At 62.0% G+C, this 18,238-nt stretch carries 13 protein-coding genes; 8 read left to right on the forward strand and 5 right to left on the reverse strand.

All coding sequences use genetic code 11. The features are described 5' to 3' along the window. Positions 1–248 precede the first annotated feature (248 nt). From M0954_RS04265 to M0954_RS04275, 3 genes are all read left to right on the forward strand, one after another. Positions 249–1,595: an adenylosuccinate synthase gene (locus M0954_RS04265; RefSeq protein ID WP_122151452.1), complete on the forward strand. Its 1,347-nt coding sequence runs from the start codon at positions 249–251 to the stop codon at positions 1,593–1,595. Positions 1,596–1,598: 3 nt separating this feature from the next. Continuing rightward, positions 1,599–2,183: a phosphoribosyltransferase gene (locus M0954_RS04270; RefSeq protein ID WP_074264198.1), complete on the forward strand. Its 585-nt coding sequence runs from the start codon at positions 1,599–1,601 to the stop codon at positions 2,181–2,183. A gap of 253 nt (positions 2,184–2,436) precedes the next feature. Further along, complete coding sequence (locus M0954_RS04275) at positions 2,437–4,323, forward strand: potassium transporter Kup (RefSeq protein WP_122151451.1); 1,887 nt, start codon at positions 2,437–2,439, stop codon at positions 4,321–4,323. A gap of 146 nt (positions 4,324–4,469) precedes the next feature. Here the strand turns inward: M0954_RS04275 and M0954_RS04280 are convergent, their stop codons facing one another. Further along, positions 4,470–6,839 carry a Tex family protein gene (locus M0954_RS04280; protein WP_297351807.1) on the reverse strand — a complete coding sequence of 790 codons (2,370 nt, stop codon included), beginning with the start codon at positions 6,837–6,839 and terminating at the stop codon, positions 4,470–4,472. 143 nt (positions 6,840–6,982) lie between these two features. Here M0954_RS04280 and M0954_RS04285 point away from each other — a divergent pair, with 143 nt between their 5' ends. The 3 genes from M0954_RS04285 (at position 6,983) to M0954_RS04295 (ending at position 10,672) form a co-directional block, all read left to right on the forward strand. Further along, on the forward strand, positions 6,983–8,038 hold the full coding sequence (locus M0954_RS04285) for a hypothetical protein (RefSeq protein ID WP_297351809.1): 1,056 nt from the start codon (positions 6,983–6,985) through the stop codon (positions 8,036–8,038). Between the two features lie 78 nt (positions 8,039–8,116). Then, the gene (locus M0954_RS04290) at positions 8,117–8,335 is read left to right on the forward strand and encodes a DUF465 domain-containing protein (protein WP_074264202.1); all 219 of its coding nucleotides are present in this window, start codon (positions 8,117–8,119) and stop codon (positions 8,333–8,335) included. Positions 8,336–8,398: 63 nt separating this feature from the next. Further along, positions 8,399–10,672, forward strand: a complete 2,274-nt coding sequence (locus M0954_RS04295; protein WP_122155345.1) for an ATP-dependent DNA helicase — start codon at positions 8,399–8,401, stop codon at positions 10,670–10,672. A 253-nt stretch (positions 10,673–10,925) separates the two neighbouring features. Here M0954_RS04295 and M0954_RS04300 read toward each other — a convergent pair whose 3' ends face one another. Next, positions 10,926–11,204, reverse strand: coding sequence for a hypothetical protein (locus M0954_RS04300; RefSeq protein ID WP_122151448.1), 279 nt, complete (start codon positions 11,202–11,204; stop codon positions 10,926–10,928). Positions 11,205–11,436: 232 nt separating this feature from the next. After that, positions 11,437–12,675: a cupin domain-containing protein gene (locus tag M0954_RS04305; protein ID WP_297351811.1), complete on the reverse strand. Its 1,239-nt coding sequence runs from the start codon at positions 12,673–12,675 to the stop codon at positions 11,437–11,439. A 32-nt stretch (positions 12,676–12,707) separates the two neighbouring features. Between M0954_RS04305 and M0954_RS04310 the strand changes: the two genes are divergently transcribed. Next, the gene (locus M0954_RS04310) at positions 12,708–13,250 is read left to right on the forward strand and encodes a peptidylprolyl isomerase (RefSeq protein ID WP_122151446.1); all 543 of its coding nucleotides are present in this window, start codon (positions 12,708–12,710) and stop codon (positions 13,248–13,250) included. 27 nt (positions 13,251–13,277) lie between these two features. On the opposite strand, the gene M0954_RS04315 is transcribed toward M0954_RS04310, so the two are convergent. Both M0954_RS04315 and mutS read right to left on the reverse strand, forming a co-directional pair. Further along, a complete protein-coding gene (locus M0954_RS04315; protein ID WP_297351815.1) occupies positions 13,278–14,606 on the reverse strand; it encodes a hypothetical protein in 1,329 nt (442 codons plus the stop codon). Next, positions 14,593–17,277 carry a DNA mismatch repair protein MutS gene (gene mutS / locus M0954_RS04320; RefSeq protein WP_297351813.1) on the reverse strand — a complete coding sequence of 895 codons (2,685 nt, stop codon included), beginning with the start codon at positions 17,275–17,277 and terminating at the stop codon, positions 14,593–14,595. Before mutS ends, M0954_RS04315 begins: the two co-directional genes overlap by 14 nt. 436 nt (positions 17,278–17,713) lie before the next feature. Here mutS and M0954_RS04325 point away from each other — a divergent pair, with 436 nt between their 5' ends. Further along, the gene (locus M0954_RS04325; RefSeq protein ID WP_122151442.1) at positions 17,714–17,926 is read left to right on the forward strand and encodes a DUF1059 domain-containing protein; all 213 of its coding nucleotides are present in this window, start codon (positions 17,714–17,716) and stop codon (positions 17,924–17,926) included. The last annotated feature ends 312 nt before the right edge of the window (positions 17,927–18,238 follow it).

The raw sequence follows: 18,238 nt of genomic DNA on the forward strand, positions 1-18,238 counted from the left end.
ACCACGCGCTCGATGAATTTGCCTGAGACCGCGTGTTGGTCGAGCTCATCGGCGCCTGGTTTGTCTATACGCACGGCTGATATGAAAACTCGTTCGCGAAAGCGAACGCTAAAGCAGGGATACGGCGTCCCTTCCGCATCATTTCGATATACCTAAGATAACGTCCATACCGTTGAGCGGAAACGGAAAAATTCGGAAGGTTCCGCGAACATAGGTAGAATACGTTTTTAACCAGCATACGAAACAACATGTCTGCCAGCGCTGCGAATGTGAACCCCGGACGTAACGTCGTCGTCGTGGGAACCCAATGGGGTGATGAAGGCAAGGGCAAGATCGTCGACTGGCTGACGGACCACGCTCACGGCGTCGTTCGCTTCCAGGGCGGTCACAATGCCGGCCACACGCTTATCATCGGCGGCAAGAAAACCATCTTGCGTCTGATTCCGTCGGGCATCATGCATCCCGGCGTGGCGTGCTACATCGGCAATGGCGTCGTGTTGTCGCCGGAAGCGCTGTTCAAGGAAATTGGCGAGCTCGAAGCCGCCGGCGTCGATGTGCAGAAGCGCCTCTTCATTTCCGAAGCCACCACCCTTATCCTGCCGTATCACGTCGCCATCGACCAGGGCCGCGAAAAGCGCCGTGGCGCGGCCAAGATCGGCACGACCGGCCGCGGCATCGGACCGGCATACGAAGACAAGGTGGCGCGCCGCGGCTTGCGCGTGCAAGACCTGTTCGATCCGGAAAGCTTCGCCGAACGTCTGCGTGAAAATCTCGATTATCACAACTTCGTCCTGACGAAATACCTGGGCGTCGACGCGGTCGACTTCCAGCAAACGCTCGACACGATGCTGAGCTACGCCGATCGTCTGAAGCCGATGGTCACGGACGTATCGCGTCGCCTGTACGACGAAAACGCCAAGGGCAACAACCTGTTGTTCGAAGGCGCGCAAGGCACGCTGCTCGACATCGACCATGGCACTTATCCGTTTGTCACCTCGAGCAATTGCGTTGCCGGTGCCGCCGCCGCAGGCGCGGGCGTTGGTCCGCAAAAGCTGAACTACATGCTCGGCATCACCAAGGCGTATTGCACGCGCGTCGGTTCGGGCCCGTTCCCGAGTGAACTGTACGATGCGGACAACGCCGAACGCCAGGACCAGATCGGTCTGACGCTGGCTACGGTCGGCAAGGAATTCGGCTCGGTCACCGGCCGTCCGCGCCGCACTGGCTGGCTCGACGCCGCCGCGCTGCGCCGCTCGATCCAGATCAACGGCATCTCGGGTCTGTGCATAACCAAGCTCGACGTGCTCGACGGTCTCGAAGAGGTGAAGCTGTGTGTCGGCTATAAGGTCGACGGCAAGGACTGCGATATCCTGCCGCGCGGTTCGACGGAAGTGGCGCGCTGCGTGCCGGTGTACGAGACGTTCGGCGGCTGGAAGGAAAGCACGGTCGGCATCAAGGAATGGGACAAGCTGCCTGCCAACGCGCGCGCGTATCTGACACGTGTGCAGGAAGTAGCTGGCGTGCCGATCGACATGGTTTCAACTGGTCCGGATCGTGACGAGACGATTCTGCTTCGTCACCCGTTCAAGGTTTAACTCATGACGCAGGGTGTACCGATGATTGCGATGAAAGACCCGCGCAATGACGACAAGAACCTGTGGGTTGGCTGGGACGAGTATCACCGCCTGATCGAACTGCTGGCGCTCGCCGTGCATGATTCGGGCTGGAAGTTCGACAAGATCCTGTGCCTTGCGCGCGGTGGCTTGCGCGTGGGCGATCAGCTCTCGCGTATCTACGATCTGCCGCTGGCGATCCTGGCTACCAGTTCGTACCGTGAAGCCGCGGGCACCGAGCAGGGCGAGCTCGACATCGCGCAATACATCACGATGACGCGCGGCGAGCTGTCGGGCAACGTGCTGCTGGTCGACGACCTCGTCGATTCGGGCGTCACGCTGGCACGCGTGCAGCAGCATCTGAAGGAGCGCTATCCGGCAATTACGTCGGTGCGTTCGGCGGTGCTCTGGTACAAGGGTTGCTCGAAGGTGAAGCCTGACTACCACGTGCAGTTTCTGCCCACCAATCCGTGGATCCATCAGCCATTCGAGGAATGGGATACTGTGCGTCCGCATAACCTCGGCGCCTGGATCAAGCGCGGCACCGCGCAGGAATCCTCGGGTCAGTGATGTGCGCCGGCTTGTCCTGTGCGTGCAGCGAATCAGCAAGAACGGAGCCAGGTCAGGCTCCGTTTTTTTTCGTGCGCAGGTTGCCGAAGAAGCGCCTGACAACGCGATGACGAGCGGCTGACGGGTTCGTAGCACGGTGCTAAACTTCGCGGGCTGTCCACGTGGTGTACGCACAACAGGCCGGGGCGCTACCTTACAGCCAGTTTAGAATAGCGCTCGTTTTTTTCCGCTCAGGAACGGATACCTCGCGTTTATGACAGATACCCATCACGTGCACAAACAGCCTTTGCCTGCACTCGCACTGGCTGCGATCGGCGTGGTATTCGGTGACATCGGCACGAGCCCGTTGTATTCGCTGAAAGAGGCCTTTAGCCCGGCGCATGGCATTCCGCTGACCGAACAATCCATTCTCGGTGTGATCTCGTTGCTGTTCTGGGCGATCGTGATCGTCGTCAGCATCAAGTACGTGCTGTTCGTGATGCGCGCCGATAACAACGGCGAGGGCGGTGTGCTCGCGCTGATGGCGCTGGCGTTACGCTCGGTCGATCCAAAGAAGAAGCTCGCGGGCTTGCTCGTGATGCTCGGTATCTTCGGCGCCTGCATGTTCTACGGCGATGCGGTGATTACGCCGGCCATCTCGGTGATTTCCGCAGTCGAAGGGCTGGAGATCGCGGCGCCTAATCTGGCCCACCTGGTGTTGCCGCTCACCATCCTCATCCTGATCGTGCTGTTCTGGATCCAGCGCCACGGCACGGCCATGGTGGGACGTCTGTTCGGGCCAATCATGGTGGTCTGGTTCGCGGTGATCGGTGTGCTCGGCCTCGCGCATATCGTGCAAGCGCCCAACGTGATCCGCGCACTCAATCCCTACTACGCCTATTCGTTCATGGCAGCGCACGTGCTGCAGGCGTATGTCGTGCTCGGCTCAGTGGTGCTGGTGCTGACCGGCGCCGAAGCGCTGTACGCTGATATGGGCCACTTCGGCGCCAAGCCGATCCGGGTGGCCTGGTACTGCCTCGTGATGCCTTCGCTGGTGATGAACTACTTCGGCCAGGGCGCGCTGCTGATGCACGATCCGAAGGCCATCGAAAATCCGTTTTTCCTGCTTGCGCCTGACTGGGCGCTGCTGCCGCTCGTGGTGCTCTCCACGGTGGCCACCGTGATCGCCTCGCAGGCGGTGATTTCCGGCGCCTATTCGTTGACGAGCCAGGCCATCCAGCTCGGCTATGTGCCACGCATGAAGGTCCTGCATACGTCGGATCTCGCGATCGGGCAGATCTATGTGCCGGTCGTGAACTGGATGCTGCTCTTCATCATCCTGTGCATCGTGGTGGCCTTCAAGAGCTCGGACAATCTGGCGGCGGCCTACGGCATCGCGGTGACGGCCACGATGGTGATCACCACGATTCTCGCCTGCGTGGTGATGGTGAACGTGTGGAAGTGGAACAAGCTGGTGGTGGCGCTGATTATCGGCGGCCTGATGGTGGTCGATCTCGGCTTCTTCGGCGCGAATCTGTTGAAGGTCGCGGAGGGCGGCTGGTTGCCGCTTGGCATTGGCGCGCTGCTGTTCTTCCTGCTGATGACGTGGTTCAAGGGCAGGATGATCGTCAAGGAACGCACAGCCGCCGACGGTATTCCGTTGATGCCGTTCCTGCAGGGTTTGCTCGCTCACCCGCCGCATCGCGTGTCGGGCACGGCCATCTATCTGACGGGCAGCGATGTGCTGGTGCCGGTGAGTCTGCTGCACAACCTGAAGCACAACAAGGTGCTGCACGAGCGCACCATTTTCCTGACCTTCACGACGCTCGATATTCCCTACGTGGAAGACGCGGACCGCGTCACGGTCAAAGAGATCGGCGGGGGACTGTTCCTGGTGAAGGCGGCATACGGTTTCAATGAGACGCCGGACGTGAAGGCCGTGATGACCGATGTGGGCCGCACTCACGATATGACCTTCGAACTGATGGATACGTCGTTCTTTCTCGCGCGGGAAACGGTCGTGCCGACACAATTGCCAGGGATGTCCGTGTGGCGCGAGCGGGTGTTCGCGTGGATGCATCAGAACGCTGCCAAGCCGACCGATTTTTTCAGTATCCCCGCCAATCGTGTGGTGGAGTTGGGGACGAAGATCGAGATTTGAGCTTCGAGTAGTTTGATGCCACCGTTGCCCGTCCTGCCCGTCTTGTCCGTCTCGTCCGGTTGGCGGGGTGGTCAATGAAAAAGCCCACGCAGATGTGAACTGCGTGGGCTTTTTGTTGCGTGGCGCGGACCGCGCGCCGCCTTGCTCTAACGCTTGAGCTTGGCGAACGCTGCAGCCATCGCGCCTGCCGGTTCAGGCTCACGCGAGCGCTGCGGTGCGCCGCGGCCGTTGCCGCCCGGGCGGTTGTTGGACCCCCGGTCTTGCTGGCCCGCACCACTACCGCCGCCGCTACTGCGCTGCGAAGCGCCTGCCGCACCCGCTGCGCCGAACTCGTCGGCGAGACGCATGGTCAGCGAAATGCGCTGACGCTTGACGTCCACTTCGAGCACCTTGACGTTGACGATCTGGCCGGCTTTCACGACTTCGTGCGGGTCCTTGATGAACTTCGTCGACATCGCCGACACGTGAACGAGGCCATCCTGATGCACGCCGATATCGATGAACGCACCAAAGGCCGCGACGTTCGTCACCACGCCTTCGAGCACCATGCCTGGCGACAGATCCGAGATCTTTTCGACACCATCGCGGAAGGTGGCGGTCTTGAACTCGGGGCGTGGATCGCGGCCCGGCTTTTCGAGTTCGGTGAGGATGTCGCGCACGGTCGGCAGACCGAAGCGATCGTCGACGAATTCGACGGGCGACAAGCCCGACAGTGCCTCGCGATTGCCGAGCACGTCGCCGACATGCTTGTTGATCTTCGCGAGCATGCGCTCGACCACCGGATACGCTTCCGGGTGCACCGACGAACGGTCGAGCGGATTCTCGCCGTTGTTGATGCGCAGAAAGCCCGCTGCCTGTTCGAAGGTTTTGTCGCCCAGGCGCGGCACCTTGCGCAGATGTTCGCGCGACGGGAACGGACCGTTGGCATCGCGGAAGTCGACGATGTTGCGAGCGAGCGTCGCGTTCAACCCGGACACGCGCGCGAGCAAAGCCACCGACGCTGTATTCGCATCCACACCCACCGCGTTCACGCAATCCTCGACCACGGCGTCAAGCGAGCGCGCCAGTTCGCGCTGATTCACGTCATGCTGGTACTGGCCGACGCCGATCGCTTTCGGGTCGATCTTCACGAGTTCCGCGAGCGGATCTTGCAGACGCCGCGCAATCGACACCGCGCCGCGCAGCGACACGTCCATGTCGGGGAATTCCTTCGCGGCCAGCTCCGAGGCCGAATAAACGGAAGCGCCAGCTTCGGACACGACGATCTTCTGCAGCTTGAATTCCGGATGGCGCGCGATCAGCTCGCTTGCCAGCTTGTCGGTTTCGCGCGAAGCCGTGCCGTTGCCGATGCTGATCAGCTCAGCCTGCGTTTGCGCACAGATGCGCGCGAGCTTGGCGAGCGAGCCGTCCCAGTCGCGACGCGGCTCGTGCGGGTAAATCACGTCGGTGGTGAGCACCTTGCCGGTCCGATCGACGACCGCCACCTTCACGCCGGTGCGCATACCCGGATCGAGACCGATCACGGCCTTCGGCCCTGCCGGCGCCGCCAGCAGCAGATCCTTCAGATTGCGGGCGAACACGCGAATTGCTTCATGCTCAGCCTCTTCGCGCAGATTGGTCAGCAGCTCGTTCTCAATATGCGGCTGCACCTTCACGCGCCAGCACCAGCGGCACACGTCGGCGAGCCACTTGTCGGCCGGGCGGTTCTGGTTGGCAATAGCGAAGTGGCGTGCAATCAGCGCTTCGCCTGGATGGGGCACCTGCGCGTCGAGTTCTTCGCCGAGTCCCAGCTTGACCATCAGCACGCCGGCATTGCGGCCGCGGAACAGCGCAAGTGCCCGATGCGACGGCACTGTCTTGATGGTTTCCGAATAGTCGTAGTAATCGCGGAATTTTTCTTCTTCTGCGCTTTCCTTACCTTCCACCACTTTCGACGACACCACGCCCTGGTTGAACAGGTATTCGCGCAGCTTGCCGAGCAGGTCGGCGGTTTCGCCGAATTGCTCCGAGAGGATGTCGCGCGCGCCGTCCAGTGCGGCCTTCACGTCTGCCACACCCTTTTCGGCGCCCACGTACTGGGCGGCTTCGCTTTGCGGATCGAGCAGTGGATTGGCGAGCAGCGCGTCAGCAAGGGGCTGGAGTCCCGCTTCGCGCGCAATCTGCGCACGCGTGCGGCGTTTCGGCTTGTAGGGCAGATAGAGATCTTCCAGCACCTGTTTGCTGTCCGCACCTTCGATAGCGGTCCGCAACTCGTCCGTCATCTTGCCCTGTTCGTCGATGCTCGCGAGGATCGAGGCGCGCCGGTCTTCCAGTTCGCGCAGATACAGGAGACGTTCCTCGAGGTTACGCAACTGCGTGTCGTCGAGATTGTCTGTCACTTCCTTACGGTAACGCGCGATAAACGGAACAGTCGCGCCTTCGTCGAGGAGTTGCACCGCCGCCGCGACCTGGCGCGGCTGGACGGAGAGTTCGCTGGCGATGCGCTGTACGATCTTGAGTGCTACGTTTTCCGTCATAGGGTCTTGGTGTTCCTGCCGGACTCGATCTGGGGCCGCGAGTGGCGCCACGTGGAACGCGCGCGCTGCGGCCGGGTTGCTGAAGCGGGGCATTTTGCCATAAATGCAAAAGGGCTCAACCGCGGGGTGATAGAATTTCGGGCATGTTCCGTTGCCCATCTACGACGTTGCCGATCTCCCGTTTTCCTCTTGCTTCGCTTTCCGCCACGCTGATCGCGCCGCTTTTCACTTGCGCCGCGCTAGGCGTTGCCGCCGCCTCTTTCGCCGTGTCCGCACCGGCGTTGGCCCAGGACCAGCCAGTGGTATCGGCGCCGTCGACGGCATCCGTGCCGTATGGCGGTTCGACGGGTTCAGCGGCCGTCGCTGGCTCCACGGCCTCCGGCGCGACGCTGCGCACCGATGACGGGCAGTTGAGCGGCCAGGCCGGCGCGTCGGATGCCAAGGCGGCGAATGCGGAGGGCGCCACGGGCGAGGCGTCCAGCAACGGTTTCGATGCGCGGCAGGCGGCCTTGAACCATCGCACCGAAGAGAACAACTATAACTACGGGGTCGACGAACACAATTGTTATAGCAAGTTTTTGGTGAACTACTGTCTCGACAAGGCGCGTGACAGAATGCGCGCGGTGCAGGCAGGAATCCGCAAGGAACAGCTCGCGCTCGACGAGGAACAGCGTACGGCACGCGCGCAGCAGCGCGACCAGCAGGCGGCGCTCCAGCGCGCGCAGGACGAGGCCAACGCCCCGCAGCGCGCGGCGCAGGACGCCAGCAACCAGCAGCAGTACGAGGACAAGCAGCATCAGCATCAGCTGGATCAGGCGCAGCGTGCAGCTGAGGCGCCACAGCGCGCGGCCAACGAGCAGTCGTATCAGCAGAAGGAGCAGCAACACGCGCTGGATCAAGCGCAGCGCGGCGTCAGCCCGTCGCAAGCGGCGGCGAACCAGCAGGCGTACGATCAGAAGCAAGCCAACTTCCAGACCCAGCTCGAGCAGGCTCGCGAGCAGGGGGCGCAAAAGGCGCAGGAACGTGTCGAGAAGCAGCAGAGCTTCCAGCGCAAGCAGGAAACGGCCGCCCAGCATGAGCAGGACGTCGCGACGCGCCAGAAGCAGGCGGCCGACAAGGCACAGCAGAAGCAGCAACAGCAGTTGCAGCAGCAACAGCAACTCGAACAGCAGCAGAAGCAACAGCAGCAGGAGCAGTAACGCGTTTTTAGCCGGACAGCAACCTCAGGCGTCTGGACTGCACGAGGCAGCCCGCGCCGCTCTGGAAGAGGGGCGAGCATGCGCGACCATCATCACGTCATCGACGCGAACGCACTTCAGGACCGTATTCTGCAGCTGGAATCGGAACATAGTGGACTGGACCGTCTGATCGACAAAATGTCGGATGAGCCCGGCTTCGACGACCTTGAATTGCAGCGCCTTAAAAAGCGCAAACTCAAGGTGAAGGACACCATCATCTTGCTGCAGTTGCAGCTCGAACCGGACACGCGCGCTTAGGCGAGCGACCTGGCAGGCGCCGGGTCGCCACGCGCGCACCGGATTTTGCAGGAAACGCTTGCCTTGAATTCACCGCTTGTTTCTTCTTCGCACAGCTCGTCGGATGACGAAGCGCCCGCACGCGAGCCACGCGCCGCTGAGAGCGCGCTCGCGTCCTCGCTGAACCCGCGCCGCAAATCTGAACTCGACGACATTTTCGCCGCCGACGGCCTGCTGGCACGCCAGATTGACGGCTACCGTTCGCGCGCCTCGCAGATCGAGATGGCGCGTGCGGTCGCCGCCGCGATGGAAGCGTCGGGCCGGACCATGCCCGAGCCGGCGATGTTCGAGGCGCAGAAGCGCCCGGCACGACGTCTGCAGGCGCCCGCTGGGGATGCGTCGGCGGCCACGGCTGCAGACGCCGCTACGGGCGACGCTGCAGGCAGTCTCGACGGCAGCGAGAACACATTGATCGTGGAGGCGGGCACCGGCACGGGCAAGACCTATGCGTACCTCGTACCGGCCATGCTGTGGGGTGGCAAGGTGATCGTCTCGACCGGCACCAAGCACTTGCAGGACCAGTTGTTCCAGCGCGATATCCCGACCGTGCGCGACGCGCTCGCCGTGCCCGTCACGGTGGCGATGCTCAAGGGGCGCGCGAACTACCTGTGCCACTACTACCTGCAGCGCACCGCGGACAACGGCCGTCTGCCGTCGCGCCAGGAAACCTCGTATCTGCAGGACATCGTCCGTTTCGCGAAGATCACCCGCACCGGCGACAAGGCGGAGCTCGCGAGCGTGCCGGAGACGGCCGCAGTGTGGTCGATGGTCACCTCGACGCGTGAAAACTGCCTCGGCCAGGAGTGCCCGCACTACAAGGAATGCTTCGTGATGCAGGCGCGCCGTGAGGCGCAGCAGGCCGACATTGTGGTGGTCAACCATCACCTGTTCTTCGCCGACATCATGTTGCGCGATACCGGCATGGCCGAACTGCTGCCGACGGCCAATACGATCGTCTTCGACGAAGCGCATCAATTGCCGGAGACCGCCACGCTGTTCTTCGGCGAGACGCTCTCGACTGCGCAGTTTCTCGAACTCGCCCGTGACTCGGTTGCCGAAGGGCTAGGCCATGCGCGCGAGGTGGTCGACTGGGTGAAGCTCGGCGCGACGCTCGAACGTTCGGCGCGCGACGTGCGCCTCGCCTTCAAGGAGGATTCGGTGCGGCTGTCGATTGGCCAGTTGCCGGACGGCCATCCGCTCTTTGCTGCGCTCGAAACGCTTGAGACGGAACTGGCTGCGCTCGCCAATGCCTTGTCGAGTCAGGCGGAGCGCGCTGAGTCGCTGGGTGCCTGTCTGCGGCGCGCGCGAGAGTTGCAGGGGATCCTGTCCGGCTGGACGACCCCGCCGACCGAAGCCGAACGTGACGTAGCCGCGGACACCGCAGGTGGTGCCGGTACAGCCGACAAGAAGGGCGTTGCCGATCCAAACGAAAAGGTGCGCTGGATCGAAGTGTTCGCGCATACCGTGCAGTTGCATGAGACGCCGTTGTCGGTGGCGCCAATCTTCGCCAAGCAGCGCGCCGGCGTGCCGAGGGCGTGGATCTTCACATCGGCTACGCTTTCGGTGCGCGGCGATTTCGCCCACTATGCCGCACAGATGGGCCTGAACGCGCGCCGCTCGATGACCCTGCCGAGTCCCTTCGACTACCCGACCCAGGGCCTCCTGTACGTGCCGCGCAATCTGCCGCAGCCGTCCTCGCCGATGTTTACCGACGCAGTATTCGAAGCCGCGCTGCCGGCCATCGAAGCGTCGGGTGGCGGCGTATTCATGCTCTGCACGACATTGCGGGCCGTCGACAAGATTGCCACGAAACTGCGCGATACGATCGAAGCGCGCGGCTGGAACTACCCGCTGCTGGTGCAGGGCGATGCGAGCCGCACGGAGCTGCTGGATCGCTTCCGTTCCTATGGCAACGCGATCCTCGTAGGCAGCCAGAGTTTCTGGGAGGGTGTTGACGTGCGCGGCGATGCGCTCTCGCTCGTTGTGATCGACAAACTGCCGTTTGCGCCGCCAGACGACCCTGTGCTGGCCGCCCGGCTCGACGCACTGACCAAGAAGGGGCTGAGCCCGTTTGCGGTCCATCAATTGCCGCAGGCAGTGATTACGCTAAAGCAGGGCGCAGGGCGTCTGATTCGCGCTGAGACCGATCGCGGCGTTTTGATGATCTGCGATACCCGCCTCGTCGAGAAACCGTATGGGCGCCGTATATGGCAGAGCCTGCCGCCTTTCAAGCGGACCAGAGAGATCGACGTGGTTCGTGAGTTCTTCGAAGAAGCCGCAACCGTGCGTTCTGAGTGAAAAACAAGTGATGGCCGGTCGTTGAAAACGGATGCTATAAGCAAATCGTAATTAACAACCGCAATTATCTGACGATACAAAAACGCAATAAGCAACCAGGAGCAACTAACAGCAACTGAGCGGCTGCATTAAGCGAGCGCAGAATGACAAAACGCCACGGATGTGAATCCGTGGCGTTTTGCTTTATCACATCGGAAGACCAGAGCGATCTTCCGATGTGATTTTCGCCCAGAGGCGAACCCTGTACGACAGCTTACTGGCTTGCGCCCGAAGCTGCAGCAGCCGAAGCCGCACCAGCGTCCGAAGCAGCAGCGCCTGCGTCCGAAGCAGCAGCAGCCGGTGCCGAAGCAGCAGAGTCGCTCGCAGCAGCAGCAGCGTCCGAAGCTGCAGCGCCTGCATCCGAAGCAGCAGCAGCCGGTGCCGAAGCAGCGGATGCATCGCTAGCCGGGGCAGCTGCCTGGTCGCTGCTCTTGTTGCATGCAGCCAGTGCCACAGCTGCCAACAGGGATGCTACGAGGAGGGATTTCTTCATGATCACGTCCTTTTATGGTTAAAGGTAAGCAACAGCGCAAAATAATACCGGTAATGTGCTCCAACACCGACCTGGGCCGCTGGTGGAGACGCACTTCACAAGAGCGTGAATCTTCCCTACGGCTTGGGCGGAAATTATATGCACTTTCGTACAGACCGTCGACAAATGCGGGGTCAATACGTTGTCTTTCTCATACAAAATTTCACGGTACTTCATAACAGGCGGACAAGCTTTAGACAAGCTCGCCCACTTGTATCCAGCCCGCACGATACCACTCGTGCAGCAATGCTGTCACCGATGAATCGCCTGAGAGTGTTACAAAGCGTTTCGCACTCAGACGCCGGCAATCAGCGAATTCAATCAACCATCTTTTATGCCCTGCAAACCGATTTTCTTCTCCATTCAGGAAGAAAAAGCGGCTGTTGTACAGCATAACCGTCTTCCGGTCGAGCCTTAGGCCCAACTCTGAAGCACGCCTGATAAAACGCGCCTCGTTAAGCGGCTGTTCCGGCGGATCGAACACCACGCTCGGCTTCGGTTCGCTCAGATACGTGCCGAGGAATGACGCAATATCCTTTTCGTCCCATTTTACCTGAGCAAGGATCGCGCCTACCCGGTCGACCAGGGCGGCAGGCAGCTCGGCGGGATGCGCCACCGCAGGCTGCTGCGGATCCCGGTAAAGCTGGGGACTGCGCTCCTGCTGGCCACCCGTTTCGCCACGCTCGGCGAGATGATACAGAAATTGCGCGGTCAGCTCGTTCGAGGAGGGCGCCCGGAAGCCAATCGAACAGGTCATGCACTCGCCTTCGGCGACGCCGTCGTGCGCGATGTGAGGCGGAAGATACAGCATGTCGCCGGGTTCGAGGACCCATTCCTCTTCTGGCTCGAAATGTTGTAAAACTTTCAACGGCATACCCGGACGGAACGACAGATCGCGCTGCGCGCTGATCCGCCAGCGGCGTTTACCGTGAACCTGGAGCAGGAACACGTCGTACGAGTCGAAATGCGGACCGACCCCGCCACCGTCACTGGCGTACGAGATCATCAGGTCGTCGAGACGCGCGTCCGGCACGAAGCGAAAGCGCTCGAGCAGGGCGCGCGCACGGTCGTTATGCAGGTCGACGCCCTGCACGAGCAACGTCCATGCGCGTTGCTTGAGCGAGGGCAATTCGTCGGCCGCAAACGGGCCGTGTTCCAGTTGCCATTTGTTGCGAAAGTGTGTGATCAGGCGCGCTTCCACGTCGTCCTGATCGGCCAGGTCGAACAGCTCGTTGCGCGAGAGCGGCGCCTCGATGTTCGGGATGGCCTGACGAATCAGCAGGGGCTTCTTTTGCCAGTACCGGCGCATGAATTGCGACGGAGTGAGATTGCCGAGCAGCGCTGTGGGCTCGTCCGGCGAGGGCGGCAGAACCGGCGAAGAAATTCGCGCAGAAGCTGCATGCGCCGGTTGGTCAAGGGGCCGCTTGGGCATCGTATAATGTGAGTTGTATTCTGGAGAATCGAATGAAAATTGCAAAGAACACCGTCGTATCGGTCGCTTACAAGCTGTCGGATGCGCAGGGCAACCTGATCGAAGAGAGCGATGAGCCGATGGTCTATCTGCACGGCGGCTATGATGGCACGTTCCCCAAGATCGAGGAAGAGCTCGACGGCCATGAGGCTGGTTTCGAGACCCAGATCCAGCTGGAACCGCAAGATGCGTTTGGCGAATACGATCCTGATCTGGTGAAGATCGAGGCGCGCACGCGCTTCCCGGAGCCGCTCGAAGTCGGCATGCAATTCGAAGGCACGCCGGAAGAAGGCGACGAGGACATCGATTCGCTGGTCTACGTCGTCACTGACGTCGCGGAAGACAAGGTCGTGCTCGACGGCAACCATCCGCTCGCCGGCATGGCGCTGCGTTTTGCGCTGACCGTCAAGGACGTGCGCCCGGCTACCGAAGACGAAATCCAGCACGAGCACGCCCACGGTGCAGATGGCCTGGAAGTACTAGACGAGGATGACGACGAAGGCGACGAAGAGCCGTCAGGGCCCACGTTGCACTGAACTGGCAGATGCGCCTGCGGGTGCGCCTTAGGGCGTGCCCGCGGATGCTCCAGCTGGGGCCGGCGCTTGGCCGCTGGAGCCGGGCAGCGTGTTGAGCGGTTGTTCGGGCGGCGGTATAGACGGCAGGAGCGGTGGCAGATTCGAGGCCGGATTGAGCGTTTGATTCAACGTTTGCCCTGGCGACTGATTCGGCATCTGATTTGGCAACGGCGCGGGCGTTTGATTGCCCCCCGCCGGTGAGGACAAGTCGGGCTCGTTTTCATCGGGCGCCTGCGCAGGCTGAACCGCTGACGCGGGCTGGAACGGCACCAGCGGCAGGTTCTTCGGCACTTGGTGCACGCTGACCCGGAACGGCGGCCTGCGCGAGAGATCGGCTTCAATCTGAAGCCACTCATCCAGACGATCATGCAGCGTGAAGGCGATGCGCGTCAGATTCGTCACCACCTCCCCCTTGTCGTTACGCAGCGGCTGGTCGATCGTAAAGCCACCGGTTGGCCGTCCGTCGTCGTTATGGATTAGCACAATCGGGCCGTGGAAGATCTGGGCCGCCTTCACGAGGCTGCGCTTGAGTTCCAGGAAGCCATCGCGACGCGAGTTGCGTCCAAAGCGCAGCCACGCGAAACGGTCCGGCCGCTCATAGCGTTCCGGGTCGGGGTCGCCTTGAATGAAAATCACAACCGCACGCGCCTCGCGCCGTTTCGCATACTCGGCCGCGTGTTCGATCCAGAACGCATTGGCGATCACGCGATCTTCGAACTCGCCGTTACGGCCGCCAGCACTCACGTAATGGTTGTTCGAGCCGGGGACATTCAATCCGATGAACACGGTGTCGCCCAGTTGCCAGCGCACATTCTCCCTATACGGTCTGAAGCGCGAGACTTCGCTTTCGCGTGTCAATGTCAGCGGGTTTTGCCCCATGGACGAAGGGTCGGCGAAGATCGTCTGTCGTAGCTGGTCGAGCCGCTCCACAGGATCGAAGCCGCCGGCTTCGGCGACACCGCAATCGGTCCAGTCATGCTGGCCGGGGATGAAGATCAGCGGTGGCCGTGCTGCTTCCAGCAGAGCCTGGCGCCGGTCGTACAACGTGTCCTTGCAGGCCTCTTTCGCGCCCTTCAGATTGCCATCGTAGACGATGAACGACATGTCGCGGTCGCGGCCGATCGCGTCGATGAGCCGCTGCGTCGAGGCCTCGTCAGCGGGGCTTTGCAGCGTATCGGCGACGACTGCGAAGGTGTAGCGGATCGGCGCAGCCCGTGCCTGGGATGACGCGCCCGCTGCAAGGATCAGCGCAAATGCGAGCGCCGCGCACAGCGTGCGCTGGCGCTGCGGATAGCGGTGCCGGTCAATGATCTGCATCCGGCGCAGTGGCCAGGTCGTGCAGTTCATAGAGCAGGTCCAGCGCTTCGCGCGGGCGGAGGTCATTCGGATCGAGCGCTCGCAGACGCCCGATGAGCGCCTGCTCGGCTGCTGTCAGTGCGGGGGCGGGTGGGGCGCTATCGTCATGATCGTCGTCGGCGTCCTGCAGCATCAGCGGCGCCGCAAACAGATCGAGCTGCGGTGCGGGTTGCCCGGCAGATTGTTGCTCTAGGTGTGCGAGATGCTTGCGCGCGGCACGGATCACGGCAGCCGGCACGCCGGCGAGTTGCGCCACCTGCAGGCCATAACTCTGATTCGCCGGGCCTTCGTTTACCGCATGCAGGAAGACAATGCCGTGGCCATGCTCTACGGCGGATAAGTGCACGTTGGCCGCTTGCGGAAATTCCGCGGGCAGTTGCGTCAGCTCAAAGTAATGCGTGGCGAACAAGGTGTGGCAGCCGTTGTGCGCGAGCAGATGCCGCGCGATTGCCCATGCCAGCGCGAGGCCGTCGAAAGTCGAAGTGCCGCGGCCGATTTCGTCCATCAGCACGAGACTTTGCGGCGTCGCGTCGTTCAGGATCGCCGCGGCCTCCGTCATTTCGACCATGAAGGTCGAACGCCCGCCGGCCAGATCGTCGGCCGCGCCGATGCGCGTGAAGATGCGGTCGATCGGGCCAAACGATGCACGCGTTGCCGGGACATAACTGCCCACATACGCCAACAGCGCAATCAACGCGGTCTGCCGCATGAAAGTCGATTTACCGCCCATGTTCGGACCGGTGATCAGCAGCAGCTTGCGCTCGGGGTTGAGCGTGCAGTCGTTGGCGATGAACTGCTCGACCTGCGCCTCGACCACAGGATGACGTCCCTGTTCGATCGCGATACCAGCGGCCGGCGTGAACGAAGGCGCGACCCAGTCGAGCGCGCGGGCGCGCTCGGCAAACGCGGCCAGCAGATCGAGTTCCGCGAGCGCCGCGGCCACGCGCTGGCAATCGGCAATGAATGGCAGGAGCGCCTGCAGCAAGCCGTCATAGAGCGAGCGTTCACGTGCGAGCGCGCGTTCCTGCGCCGACAGGGCTTTGTCCTCGAAGGTTTTCAGTTCCGGCGTGATGTAGCGCTCGGCGTTTTTCAGCGTCTGGCGGCGGCGATAGTCGTCGGGCACCTTGTCGGTCTGGCCGCGCGTGACTTCGATATAGAAGCCGTGCACCTTGTTGTACTCGACGCGTAGATTGCCGATGCCCGTACGGGCGCGCTCGCGCGTTTCCAGGTCGATCAGGAATTGCCCGCAGTTTTCGGAGATGTCACGCAGTTCATCGAGTTCCGCATCGTAGCCGCGAGCAATCACGCCACCGTCGCGGACCATTGCGGCCGGTTCGGGCGCCACCGCCAGCTTCAACAGATCGACGCAAGGCGCGGGCGGTTCGAGCGCGGCGTCGATACGCGCGAGCGAATCGGCAGCGCCCGTCACTGAGGCCAGTTGCGTGCGCAGGTCGGGCAACGCAATGAACGTATCGCGCAGGCTCGACAGATCACGTGGACGGGCGGACAGCAGCGCAAGACGCCCGGTGATCCGCTCGATATCGGAAATCTGCCGCAGCGCGCCGCGCAACGTATCGACGCCTGCACTGACCGGCGCATCGAGCAACGCTCCGATTGCCTGTTGACGCGCCTGCGCAATCGCCGCTTCGCGCGGCGGATGATGCAGCCAATGGCGCAGCAGCCGGCTTCCCATGGTCGTGCAGCAGGTATCGAGCAGCGAACACAGCGTCGGGCTTTCGGTACCGCGCAGCGTTTCGGTGAGTTCGAGATTGCGGCGCGTGGCGGGGTCGAGCCCAATATATTCGGATTCGTACTCGACCTTGAGACTGCGCACATGGCGCAACTGCTGACCTTGCGTTGCTGCCGCGTACAGCAGCAGCGCGCCGGCAGCGCCGCAGGCGCTCGACAGCGAATGCGCGCCGAAACCGTCGAGGCTCGCGACGTCCATCTGATCGCACAGGCGTTGTGTGCCGGAGGAGACGTCGAAATGCCAGACAGGTACGCGCGTCAGTGCGCCAGAACCAGCCGGCGGCGACCACGTGTTGGCATCGACCGGTGAATCGGCAACGAGAATTTCCGCCGGACGAATGCGCTCGAGCGCAGCAGCAGCCTGATCCGGTGCAACTTCCGTGAGGCGTAATGCGCCGCTCGCGAGGTTGAGCCACGCGAGCCCCACGTTGGTGGCGACGCCGCGCCGGTTGTGGCCCACACACACCGCGAGCAGGTAGACGTCGCTCTTGTCCGACAGTAGCGCGGCATCGGTGAGCGTGCCGGGCGTGACCACACGCACGACCTTTCGCTCGACCGGCCCCTTCGAAGTAGCCGGATCGCCAATCTGTTCGCAGATTGCGACCGATTCGCCCAGCTTCACCAGCTTGGCGAGATACTGTTCGAGCGCGTGATGTGGCACGCCGGCCATCTTGATCGGGTTGCCCGCCGACGCGCCACGCTGGGTCAGCGTGAGATCGAGCAGGCGTGCGGCCTTTTCGGCATCGTCGAAAAACAGCTCGTAGAAGTCGCCCATCCGGTAGAACACGAGCGTGCCCGGATGCTCCCCTTTGATGCGCAGGTATTGCTGCATCATCGGCGTATGTTGTGCGACGTCGTTGGCCGCTGCGGTTTGAATGCCCATCCTGAGTATCTTCTTGCGTTAGCTGTTCAGGGCGTGAGTTTAACCCGCCGCTGCGCGGATTGAACCTCGGCCGGATGGCTAATCTACAGGCGAAGTCGCTGGAGCCCTGATTGGACAGATGTGGGAAGCCGTCAAGGACATCAACGAAGAACTGGTGAACGTTACTGTGCCATGCCGTACCGCACCACCTCGAGGAGTTCGTACGGCAATTCGAACCGGCGCTGGCAGCCGAAAACTGTTCAAGTGGGTGCGGAAACGATCCTGACGACGCCGCGAATTTCGCTGCGTGACCTCAAATTCGCCACCCGCGGCCTATACTTTCAAAATGATTTCGTTTGCGACAAGGAGGCGCAATCGTGTCCTGTGTACTTCGCGCGGCATCCCGCGCGGTCATTCACGTAAAGCCCCACGACTACTATCGTATGAGGAGAGGATCATGACGCGCAAATACATCGATTGCCGGGAATTTCCGAGCGAAATGAGCTGCTCTATTGCGCTATCTGCGGATTCCGAAAATGAGCTGCTAGAAGCGGCCGTACAGCACGCGGTCACGGTTCACAAGCATGCCGATTCGCCAGAACTGCGTTCGCAGTTGAAGACGCTGTTTCATGACGGCACGCCGCCGGTAGAAGCACCGCGTCACGCGTGACCGATTAGCGAGCAGTTGCATCACGATGCCCAACCACTCAAGGATGAATTCGCTCTGAGCGTAGCTACGCATTCTGCCGTGAACAAGAAACCCTCCGCGTAGATTGGCCGCACGGACTCATCGATGTCGACGAGTCTTGTCGGCATCCCCTGGATGAAGGTAAGACCTTCAGGATTTTGAATCTCCCTTATCCGTTGCCTCAAGTATCGTCCGCGTTCCAGGAGGTGTCTCATGGTCAATCTGTCCAGCAATGCAATCGAAGAGTTGAAAGTTGCGACGAGAGGGCAAGTGCTGCTGCCTGCCGATCCCGGT

Source organism: Paraburkholderia sp. (assembly GCF_026225065.1).
Lineage (GTDB): Bacteria > Pseudomonadota > Gammaproteobacteria > Burkholderiales > Burkholderiaceae > Paraburkholderia.

What these genes read in the sequence shown, in the direction of transcription:
- M0954_RS04285 (WP_297351809.1), top strand. Translation starts at nt 6,983, where the DNA reads ATGTTCCGTTGCCCATCTACGACGTTGCCGATCTCCCGTTTTCCTCTT.
- M0954_RS04310 (WP_122151446.1), top strand. Translation starts at nt 12,708, where the DNA reads ATGAAAATTGCAAAGAACACCGTCGTATCGGTCGCTTACAAGCTGTCG.
- M0954_RS04265 (WP_122151452.1), top strand. Translation starts at nt 249, where the DNA reads ATGTCTGCCAGCGCTGCGAATGTGAACCCCGGACGTAACGTCGTCGTC.
- mutS (WP_297351813.1), bottom strand. Translation starts at nt 17,277, where the DNA reads ATGGGCATTCAAACCGCAGCGGCCAACGACGTCGCACAACATACGCCG.
- M0954_RS04325 (WP_122151442.1), top strand. Translation starts at nt 17,714, where the DNA reads ATGACGCGCAAATACATCGATTGCCGGGAATTTCCGAGCGAAATGAGC.
- M0954_RS04275 (WP_122151451.1), top strand. Translation starts at nt 2,437, where the DNA reads ATGACAGATACCCATCACGTGCACAAACAGCCTTTGCCTGCACTCGCA.
- M0954_RS04280 (WP_297351807.1), bottom strand. Translation starts at nt 6,839, where the DNA reads ATGACGGAAAACGTAGCACTCAAGATCGTACAGCGCATCGCCAGCGAA.
- M0954_RS04290 (WP_074264202.1), top strand. Translation starts at nt 8,117, where the DNA reads ATGCGCGACCATCATCACGTCATCGACGCGAACGCACTTCAGGACCGT.
- M0954_RS04270 (WP_074264198.1), top strand. Translation starts at nt 1,599, where the DNA reads ATGACGCAGGGTGTACCGATGATTGCGATGAAAGACCCGCGCAATGAC.
- M0954_RS04305 (WP_297351811.1), bottom strand. Translation starts at nt 12,675, where the DNA reads ATGCCCAAGCGGCCCCTTGACCAACCGGCGCATGCAGCTTCTGCGCGA.
- M0954_RS04315 (WP_297351815.1), bottom strand. Translation starts at nt 14,606, where the DNA reads ATGCAGATCATTGACCGGCACCGCTATCCGCAGCGCCAGCGCACGCTG.
- M0954_RS04300 (WP_122151448.1), bottom strand. Translation starts at nt 11,204, where the DNA reads ATGAAGAAATCCCTCCTCGTAGCATCCCTGTTGGCAGCTGTGGCACTG.